The 11,489-nt window shown below is 26.8% G+C and carries 3 protein-coding genes and 1 pseudogene; 2 read left to right on the forward strand and 2 right to left on the reverse strand.

Annotation, left to right across the window (positions count from 1 at the left end; all coding sequences use genetic code 11):
- Nucleotides 1–70 precede the first annotated feature (70 nt).
- On the reverse strand, nucleotides 71–1,579 hold the full coding sequence (locus Q0V08_RS07635; protein WP_297433601.1) for a hypothetical protein: 1,509 nt from the start codon (nucleotides 1,577–1,579) through the stop codon (nucleotides 71–73).
- A 237-nt stretch (nucleotides 1,580–1,816) separates the two neighbouring features.
- Here Q0V08_RS07635 and Q0V08_RS07640 point away from each other — a divergent pair, with 237 nt between their 5' ends.
- Together Q0V08_RS07640 and Q0V08_RS07645 are read left to right on the forward strand one after the other, a co-directional pair.
- Nucleotides 1,817–3,526 carry a hypothetical protein gene (locus Q0V08_RS07640; RefSeq protein WP_297433603.1) on the forward strand — a complete coding sequence of 570 codons (1,710 nt, stop codon included), beginning with the start codon at nucleotides 1,817–1,819 and terminating at the stop codon, nucleotides 3,524–3,526.
- An 18-nt stretch (nucleotides 3,527–3,544) separates the two neighbouring features.
- Nucleotides 3,545–10,909, forward strand: coding sequence for a discoidin domain-containing protein (locus Q0V08_RS07645; protein WP_297433605.1), 7,365 nt, complete (start codon nucleotides 3,545–3,547; stop codon nucleotides 10,907–10,909).
- A 100-nt stretch (nucleotides 10,910–11,009) separates the two neighbouring features.
- Here the strand turns inward: Q0V08_RS07645 and Q0V08_RS07650 are convergent.
- Nucleotides 11,010–11,489 (reverse strand): annotated as a pseudogene (locus Q0V08_RS07650) (hypothetical protein); the annotation flags it as partial.

The following is an 11,489-nucleotide window of genomic DNA, read 5'->3' on the forward strand; positions in this document are numbered from 1 at the left end:
TTATGAAGGGAAAAGAAAAGCAGCTCACGTTATTTTGTGAGCTGCTATTTTTTATAAAAAATTATTGTAATTATTTATAATCTTGACAAATAACTAATTCACAATTTATTGAACTTGTGTTTAAAGTAATTTTTTGTTCTAAAGATGGAGTTCTATCAGAAAAATAAGCAAAGTTATTAGTTGATGAAATTCGTCCATATGCCATTCCAGCTTCACTGCTAGAAGCTCCTCTATTAACTCCAGCTATAAAGAATATATGAGTACTAAATTGTTTTTTTACAGGTATTGAAGCATATTTTACTCCATCTAAATTAATTATTTCGGGTAGATAATTTTTAGCTAAAATATCGATACAAATCTCTGTAGATGCATCAATAGCAGCTAAAAAACACTCTTTTTCAAAAGTGGTATTGCAATTTTCTAATCTAATTAAAACATAACCTACATATTTATTAGGTGGTACAACAATATCTTTAGATCCCCAAAATATGTGAGGACCTCCACTTCTCCAACTGTTAACACCTCTGTTTGAAGTTCTGAAAAGGTCATATCTAGCCTTAAAAATTAAAGAGGTTTGATCTAAAGAGGGTGAGCTATTATCCTCTATAATTGCACCAGATCCAATATTATTTTTATGAATAATTGTAGTGGCCCAATTTCCTGAAGGGCTTGTATAGAAAAAAGAGTTTGTAATTAGGTTTTGTTCTTTAGAATCACTATTTATACTCCAAGTTCCACCTTCACTACCATTTATAATAACTCCTTTAGTTTTACCTTTAAAAATTATTTCTCCATCAAAAAATTGACATCCATTAAGCATATAACCAACCTCTACATTTTCAAATCTAATAGATTCATCAATGTTATGATTAAATTGACATCCACTAAATGAAGCGTGAGAGTTATTGGGATAACTTACTCCATCAGTTACTCCACCAACGATTCTTGCACCATTTTGATTTCGATTAAATTGACAATTAGAAGCCATATTGTTTCCACCGCCAGTGAAGTATCCAATATGATTTTCACCAGCTATACATCCATTAAGTTGGCAGTATTCACCTCTTACATCATTTTTTATACCGATATAATTTCTATAAGCTTTAAAATTATTTAAAATTGGTATTTTATAATATTGAGGAGCTGATTGTGCTCCTGTATTTTTAATTTTTATACCGGAATCATTACAACCACTAGCAGAACAGTTATTTAAAGTAACTGACAAGCAGTTGTCTAGATACCATCCAACTTGTGTTCCTGAGATTTTAGGTCTGATTATTTCATTGGCTCCAAGAACATGAATATTTTCAATAAGACAGTTTACACTTGAAAGAATTCTAATAATATTAGTATCAGAAAAACTTTTGAAGATAGTATTAAATTCACCTTTTAAAAAAGTTCCATTAGGAATATTTAAATGTGTTATTAAATAAGTTCCTGTGGGTACTTTTATTTCTTCTCCTATATGGGAATCTATTATATTTTGAATTAAGGAAGTTTGGTCAACACTTCCATCTTTAATAATATTTTCAAAATAATTAGAAACATTTTTTTGATCATCATACCAAAAAATTTGCATAAAAAAACACCTCCATGTAATAAAAAATCAAAAAAGTTAATTAAATTATAATATCATTTTATTAGAAAAATATTTATATAAAAAATATATATTAACAAATAATACCATAAAAGTTCTTTAAATACAAAGTTTAACTATAAAAATATTAATAAAAAAATATATTTTAATAATTAAAAATTGACTTGTTATATATAATTTTGTAAAATTATTTCATATAAGTTTTAAAAAGGAGGGGCAATGAACAAAAATTTAATTAAAGTTTCAAGCGAATTAATAGCAGATGGAGAAAATAGTTTACAACATATTGTTGATAATGATAAAGAGACACTATTTCTTTCAACAGTGGATGGAAAATATCCTAAAGATATTTACTTTGAGTTTTTAGAAAGTACAGTATTAGAAAGAATAGATTTCTTTACAAATCATCCAACAAACGATGATGGAAAAATAACTAAGTATGAACTTTTATACAAAAATGATAGCTCAGCAAAAGAGTGGAGAAGTACGTATATATCAAATATCTATTCTTCTAAAGGTATTAGAATAGCAAAATTTGAACCTATTTTAGCAAAAGAAATATGTTTGAGAGTTCATAGCTCGACTAATAAAAAAGTAGCGTTAAATAATATTGAGTTTTATGTTAGAGAGGATTTAAATGAAAAATTACTAGGATTATTTGAAACTATAAATTGTGACAAAATAAAAGATGAGCATTCATTAAAGGATATAAGGGATTTTAAACTAGCAAATAGCGCTTACAATTTTATAGGGGAGTTATGTGAGGTTGGAAAATATATTCGTTTAAATGGCTCAATAAATAGCGTTAAAACTATAAAAGTTTCAAGTTCAGAAAGAGATATCTCAGCAGAAACATTTTTTGAAGAATTGAAAAGTAATAAACAACTTTTTATAGCACCATTAAAAGTTTTTGTACAAAAACAAAAAGATATTCTTTTAATATCAGATAAAGCAGTAGATGCCTACGTAATAAATGATTTTGGAAAAGAGATAAAGTATAAAAAAATAAGACTTGGAAAGGGCATGAATATAGTTTATTCAAAAGATGTTTCAGGTGAGCTTTGTCTAATAAATAATAGAGTAGATGCTGAGATAGCTGTCTATAATTTAGAAGAGAGTATGCATTTTAAAATAGGTCATAATAAATTTTCTCAAATTATAAAAAATAAAAATTATAAAGATAAATTTTTTGTAGAAGGGAAAAATTTTAATGCTTATCTATCTAAAAATTATATAGTAGATAATTTTAATGAAAGTGAATTTATACAAGGAATTGAAAATCTGGATACAATTTTAGAGTATATCTATTTCTTAATGGAAAGAACAGATGTATACAGCCAAAATATATTATTTTTTAAAACTATTTTTTTAGAGGGAAAAGAACTAGATATAAAACCAACTTTTGAAAATACAGAGTTAGGAAGCTATTTAAGTTTTGCAAATTCTCCTGAGAAGTTTTTTAATAAAGATATAAAAAATTGTATTAATGAAGATTTTTGTAATTTAATTGGAGAAATGTTTATTAATGAAGAGATTGTAGGAAATGAGATAGGTGAAGTACTAAAGTTTTTATTAAAGCAAGAGCTAAATATAAGATATTTAAGAACACAACCTACTGTAGAGGATTCAATTTTAGAGATTTGGTCAAAAATTAGATTAGTTTATGGAACAGAAAGATTGATGCCCAAAATAATTAGAGGATTATCAGAGCAATCATTAGATAATTTAGTTTTAGTAGCATCTCAAGTTTTAGAAAGAAATATATCTATTTACTTTAAAGAGGTATACAAGTTGACTGAAGAAACTGTAGAAAAATGTGGAAAATATCCACCTATTCATATAGATATAAATTTAATAAATTATGAAAATCAAAGAGAGTATCATTTAGAAGAAACAAGAAGATTTAATGAGATTTTAAAAAGAGATTAATTTACGGGAGTTGAAAAGATGCTAAGAAACAGTTATATAAGTAAAATAGTTCAAACTTTGAGTATAATTGATAGAATAAGTTTTTTATGCGATGAAACTATAGAAAAAGTTATTTTAAAATATTTAGATGGTTTTGGTAATGAAAAAACACAAGAGTTTCTAGTAGAGCAGATTCAAGGGTTAGTAACTTTGAATTTTAATAAAACAATAGTTAAAGAGTTGTCAATTGAGGTTGCAGAAGTTCAAAATATTAGAAATGTTGAAGTTAGAAATTATCCTATAGAGGATTTTAGTTTAAATGAGGATTTAGAAAGAAAATTTTCTTTTGAAGAGCTTATAGTAAACACATCTCCAGCAGAGGCTACAAAACCTATATCGAGAGCATTTGATGGAAATATAAACTCTGAAGCACAATTAAAAAAATATACAAATTATGGTTGGGTTCATATAGTTCTACCAGAAGAAAGATTAGTTGACTGTGCAAAAATTTTAAGTTATAGAGGAAGCACATCAGGACTTATAAAAAAATTTAAGGTTCTAGTAAAAAATCCTATGGATGATTCTTGGGTTGAAGCTGGTACTTATATTGTAGATGAGTTTAAAAATGAGTGGATGACAATAAAAACAGACCCATATTTAACAAAAGAGATTACTTTAATTATAGAGGATTCAGAAAATAAATGGGCGTATATAAATGAGATAGAGTTATATAAATATTCAACATTAGAAAGAGATATTTTAAATCTATTTACAGATGAATCTATGACAGATATAAAATCTCAAGTTACATATTGGGATATAATTAATTTAAAAGAAAAGGTTGTAAATACACAGTATTATAAAGAACTTTTAGATAAAGCTTTAAATATATATTTAAGTAGAGAGATACCTGGGGTTTTGAATTACTCTTTTGAAGAACTAAAAGTAGTAGATAATTTAAGTTTTAAAACTTTTGGAGAGATAGAAACATATAATATTAGTTATATTAATTCGGATAATAAAAGAGTAAAAATATCAACTCCTATAAGAGAAGAAAGAGAGAACAAATTTTTAGAGATTCCTAAAATTTTAGCAAAAGAGATAACTATTGAAATATATGGGGTAACTGATCCTATTGAATTCAGATACAGTGAATACGCTTTAGAAGAATTTTCTTTAACTGAAGATGTAGAAAAAAAAGTAAATAAGGAAAATATAGAAATAATAACATTAAATGAGAATCCAAAGTTTCCATTAACGAATATGCTAGATGGAAATGAAAGAAGTGAATCTCATATGAGTGGAACATATACAAGTTACCATGATTATAATTTTAAATTAGATAGCTTAAAAATGGTAGATAAATTTAGAATTTTAAGTACAAGATTTAACTCAAGTTTTACATCTGGTTCAATAAAAAGATTTGAAATTTTTAATAAAGATTTAAGTAGTGAAAATTTAGTGTCTTTAGGAAGTTACACTGTTGAAGAGTATAACGACGAATGGCGTGAATTAGAGTTTGCGCCAGCTTTAACAGATGAGATTGTGTTAAGAGTTTATGAATCAGATAGAAATTGGATATGTATAAATGAGATTGAAATATATAGATATAGTCTTTTAGAAAAAGATATAAAAAATCTATTTTTAAACGATAATTTAGATTCTTTAAAAGAGGGTGTTACTTATTGGGATATTCAAAACTTAAAGAAAAAAGTAAAGTTAACTAAAGAGTATATGGATCTTTTAAATAAAGCTGAAGATCTGTACTATAAAGATAAAACTCCAGTGACACTAGAATTAAACTTTGAAACTTTAAAAGTTATAGATGGTATTCAATTTAAAGTAGATGGCATTATAGAGAAAAACTATATCGGATATTTAAGTACAGATAATGAAAATAGAAAATTAGCTGCTCCATTAATTCAAAATGGAGAAACTATAACTATTAGTACATCTAAATTCTTAACAAAAGATCTGTATATTCAACTGTATGGAGTAACTAACATAAGAGATTTAACTTTTAATGAATATCCATTTGGTGATTTTGCAATATTAGAGGATAGAGAAAGAAAAATATCTAAAGATATTATAGAAATAACAACTTTGAATGAAAATCCAAACTTTCCAGTGACAAATATGTTAGATGAAAATGAAAGAACTGAATCACATATGAGTAGTACTTACAGTGGTCATCATGATTATAATTTTAAATTGGATAGTTTAAAAATAATTGATAAATTTAGAATTTTAAGTACAAGATTTAATCCAAGTTTTACATCAGGATCTATAAAAAGATTTGAAGTATTGGCTAAAGATTTAAGTAGTGAAACTTCAGTATCTTTAGGAAACTATCTTGTTGAAGAGTATAACGATGAATGGCGTGAGTTAAAATTTGCTCCAGCTTTAACAGATGAAATAATATTAAGAGTTTATGAGTCAGATAGAAGTTGGGTTTGTATTAATGAAGTTGAAATATTAAACTATAGTACGCTAGGAGCAAGAATAGATTATCTTTTTGCAGATCAGTGGCAAACAATATTAAGAAGTGATGTAACTTTTGAAGAGATAAAAGAGTTATCTGATTTAGTTACTACGTCACAAGAGTATAGAGATTTAATAAATAAAGCTTTTGAATTATACTATGATGGAGTACCTCCAAAGTGTATAGAGATAGATTTTGAAGAGCTAAAAATATTTTCAGCAATAGAATTTGATATTGATGGAAAGTTAGAGAAAGTTATTTTAAATTATTATGATACATATCATAATTTACAAGTTAACGACTGTGTTATAAATATTTTAGAAAATAAGGGCGCAATAAATCTTAATGGATATGCTTATACAAGAGGTATTAAATTAGAGGTTTATGGAGCAAAAAATTTAAATAATATAAAATTTACTGAACATTCAATAGAGGATTTCGTTTTAATAGAGGATTTAGATCAAAGATTATCATACGATGAAGTGGTTGTAAGTTGTGAAAATGTGCATGAGAGTTATCCACTTTCAAATATGTTTGATGGAAATGTAAAGACAGATTTCCGTTCAAGAGGATTTAGCAATCCCTTAGACATAAATGTAAAATTAAATAGACCCTCAATAATAGATGAGGTTGGAATTACGAGCTTTAGATTTGATAGTCCAAGTGGAGTGACTGGACTAATTAAAAAAGCTTTGATTTTAATAAGAGATACAGTATCTAAAAAGTGGCTTGAGTTAGGATATTTAGAGGTTCAAGAGTTTATAAGAGAGATGTATATTTTAAAAAATGAACCATATTTAACAGATGAGATATGTATAAGAGTTTTAGAAGCTGACAGAAGCTGGGCTTTAATAAATGAACTTTCAATAAACAGATATAGTTTATTAGAAGCTGAAATAAAGAATCTATTTACAGATGAAAGTTATACGACACTAAAAGAGAATGTAACATACAAATTAATTAAAGCTTTAAAAGAAAGAACAACTAATTCAGAGGATTTAAAGGAGCTAATAGCAGTTGCTTTAGAACTATATTTTAAAAATATAAATCCAATTACAGAAATAGTTTCTATTGATAAAGAAGTTATATTTGATAGACTTGATTTAGAAGTTGTTGGAGATATTGAGAGGATAGTATTTGAATACAAGGATGTATTTGGAACTAGAATCGAAAAAACATTTGATTATTTAGAGCAAAGTGTTGATAAATTTAGTTTAAATCTACCGAAATTACATGGAGATAATGTTGCAGTTAAAGTCTATGGTGTAAGTTCAATCTTATCAGTTAGTGCTAATACTTACCCTTTAAAAGAGTTTTCAATATATAATGATATAGATTCATACCTATTGTTTGAAGAGATAGAGATAGTCGAATCATATCCTACATCAAATTCATACTCTATTCAAAGAGCTTTTGATGGAAATATAAATACAGATTATCGTTCTAAAAGTTTTAAAGAATACTCTGATATAACAATAAAGCTAAACAGAGAAACACTTTTAGAGAGAATAAATTTATATAGTTTTAGAAGTATAGAACCTGGAATGATAAAAGCTTACTCGATTTTTGTAAAAAATACTTTAACAAGTGAGTGGGTAGATTTTGGAAATTATAAAACAGAAGATTTTATAAATAACTGGTCAACAGTAAAAAATAGTGCGTACTTAACGGATGAAGTTAAAATAAGAATAACGGAAGCTGAAAGCAGTTGGGCTTTAGTAAATGAGATTCAGATTTGTCCATTGAATACATTGAAATATGATGTAGATAAATTATTTAAAGATGGAACTTTTATGGAGTTAAGAGATGGAATAACTTTAGATGAGATTTTAAATTTAGAATCTTTAGTAAAAAAAGATTCTGCTCTTATAAAAAAAGTGCAGTTAGCTAAATTTTTATTTGAAAGTGTAGATTCAGAAGAGTTTGAAATTCCATTAAAAGAAGTAACAATTTTTGATAGAGTGGAGTTTATAACAGAGGGAGAAATCTCTAAAATTCACTTAAAATATATAGATACATTGGGATATGAAAGAGAAAAAGAGTTAGAGTTTGAAGTTTTAGGTGATAATATTAGGTTAGAATTTGAAAAAATTATGACAGATAAGGCTTCATTAGTAATCTTTGGAAAATCTCAAAGCTATGGTATTCAAAAAATTTATCAAATAAAAACAAACTGCTATAATTTTGAGGAGTTTTCAATTGATGAAGATATTGATACAAGATTAAAAAGAATGGATTTTACAATAAGAAATTCAGCTTTAAATGGTGGATTTGCTAATATAGAAAATCTATTTGATGGAGATTTAACAGGACAAGTGCACTTTAGAAAAACGCCTGGTGCATATGTTTATTTAAAATTAAATAAACCAATGTTAATTGAAGCTGGAAGAGTTATGAGTTATAGAAGTAGTACGTCTGGGTTTTTACAAAAATATAAAATCTCTTTAAAAAATAGTTTTGATGAAACTTGGGTAGACTTAGGAAGTCTTGAAAGAGGAGAGTATTCAAATAATTGGCTAGAAATTAAAGGGGAAAAATATTTAACGGATGAAATTTGGTTTGATTTCCAACAAGGAGAAAACAACTGGACTTTAATAAATGAGATAGAAGTATTTATATATAATCTTTTAGAAGAAAAAATAAATAGTTTATTTAAAACTTCAGAGTGTCTAGAACTAAAAGATACAGTAACGATGGAAGAGATATCTAATCTTTTATCAAAAGATCTATATAATCAAGAGTATTTAGATAAATTAATTTTAGCAAAAAAATTATATATAGAGAAAACATTAAAGCCAATAGAGTTCCAAGTAATAAATAGTGAATTTTTAATAGCCAATGGACTAGAGATTAATTTTGAAGAACTTCCTGAAAAAATTATAGAGGTTTCAGTGTATTTTAAAGATTCTTTTGGAAATGAGAGATTAATTAAAGATTTAAATTTAAATATAGATTTAGAAAATAAAAAAGTTATAGGAACTTTTAGCGAGAAGATTTTAAAAGAGCCAAAGATACAGTTAATTTTAGATGAAGATGAAAAATGGAAAGTTAGAAGTGGAGAGTTTAAAGTTATAAACCAAAAAGAATTATATAATAACGAGGATATCTCAAATATTTATCCAAGTAGTTTAATAGCTTTAGAAACAACATGTTTAGAGAAAAATGGATTGGAAAATATTTTAGATGGAAACTCAGAAACGTACTATCAAAGTCTAGAGTTGGGAGAGATGGTATTTAGATTCCAAAACAAAAAAATATTTAATGGATTAAATATTTTAAGTAATCTATCTGGACAAAATACAGGAAAGATTTATAACGCCTCAGTTTTCTATAGAGGAGAAAATGAAAATAGATGGGAAAGAGTATTAAATTATGAAAATAACTCTCCAACATCTGTATTTGAAATTGAATTTGCTCCAATTTTAGCAAAAGAGATACGTATTGTATTCCAAAGAACTGCTAGATCTCAAATTATTTTAAATAAAGTTGAGTTCAATGTTTATAATAAACTGCATGAAACAATTGAAAATCTATTTAAAGATCAAGATACATTTACAAAATTAAACTCAAATGTAACTAAAGATTTAGTAAGAAGATTAAAAGGAAAAGTATCGTCAAATATAAGTGTAGCATCTACAAAGTTAAAAATAGCAGAGAATATTTTAAACAATGATGGTGAAATAGGATATGATATCTTTACATTAAAAGCTTTAGAACATGATGTATCTTATTATTTTACAAAATTAAAAACAAGTACAACTGGAAGAACTTATCCAACTCCTTACTATATTTATCCAAATACAGATCACGTTTTTATAAGTAATAAAGATCTGAGACTAGAGTTAAGCTTAGCAGACCATAAGCCTATAAGTGAGCTTACTTTTTATATTAAAAAAGGAATCAATATAGTTAACCTTGGAGATAAAACAGGTCACGTATTTATAAATGGTGGAAGTAAGGGTGGAAGAGAAGAGGAAATAAAACTTTACACTACAGACAATGTAACTGGATTACATTATAAATATGGATTTACAACTGAAGAGGAGTTTTATAGTAAAGAGAGAAATTTAACTTATATGGAAGATCCTCATGTAAGTTCAAATACAGCATATATTGAAGGAAAGAACTTTACATCAGCTATAAAATATGATTGGATAAGAGAGAATATTCCGCATGGAAGTTTAACAGATAGAGTAGCAACTTTAGATGAGTTCTTAGACTTTTTATACTATATAGCAGAGGCTGCTACATATTTTGAAAATGCAGTACCATATAGAAGACTTATGTGGGAAGGAGGAACGGCTAACCCACACGCAGGAGGATGTTATGCAGGAGCTTATACAGCATATGCAAATAGTTCATTAGCGATTTTAAATAAAAGTTTAGCAAACTTTGCATCTTCATGGGTTGTTGGTCATGAAGTTGGTCATGAGATGGATTCAAATTATCATATGGGATTATTTGGAGAAGTTATGAATAACTGGTTTGCAGAAGAAGCTAGAATTAAATATTTAAAAAGCCCAAGATGTGCCTCAAATATGATAAATATCACAGATACAGAGCTATCTATTTATGATATGGGATTCTTTGATAAATTGGCGTTCTGGATTAAACTAAGACTATATTATAATGATGGGGACTTTTTTGTAAAATATCATAATATGATTAGACACCTGCCTATTGAATTAGAACCGTTTAGTATTGCAGATAGATTGATGATAATGACATCTATGATTATAGGTAGAGATGCATCAGACTATTATGCAAGACATAAATTTATATTAACTCAAGAAGCGATAGATATTTGTAACAAGTATCCTAAATTTGCAATAGATATAACTAAAATAAATTGGGAAAATCAAAAAGAATTTAGAGAAGAGGAAAAAAATAGAATCTATCAAATTTATAAAGAAAAAGTGTAAGTTAATAGAGTTTTTCAAAAAATAATTTTAAAATTATAAAAAATAGAAATCCCAAGAGATACAACCTTTGAAAGTTTAATCTCTTGGGATTTTTTTTATTCTATTTATAGTCTCCTTCCATAAATCTATAGAAAGCAGGATTTACCCAAACTTCTTGAGTTGTAACTTTTAAGTCGGATCCTTTTTTCATAAAATCAACGAAAGCTTTTGAATTTTTAGGAAGAGTTAGAACGTTAGCCTCAAAATCTCCATTTTTAACTAGGTGAGAGATTAACATTTGGTATCCTTCAATTTTATCTGTTTGTATAAATGGTTGCCACCATGATTTATAAATTAGCCCCTCTTGATCTTTAGAGTCTTTTTTTGCATAAAGGTCAACAAGTTTTGTAAATTTGATTTTGTCATTATTATTTGCAAATTGGAATTTCAAATCATACTCAGTAGGAGTAACAACAATTTTTCCACCCTCTAAAATAATGTGGTCATAGTTTGGAGTTCCCCAATTTGGATTGTGTAAAAATGCAGAGGTTTTAGGTTCTAATTGAACTTTAGCATCAATACCTTCACTTTTTAAAAGAGC

The sequence above is a fragment of the uncultured Cetobacterium sp. genome, assembly GCF_947038635.1.
Taxonomy (GTDB): domain Bacteria; phylum Fusobacteriota; class Fusobacteriia; order Fusobacteriales; family Fusobacteriaceae; genus Cetobacterium_A.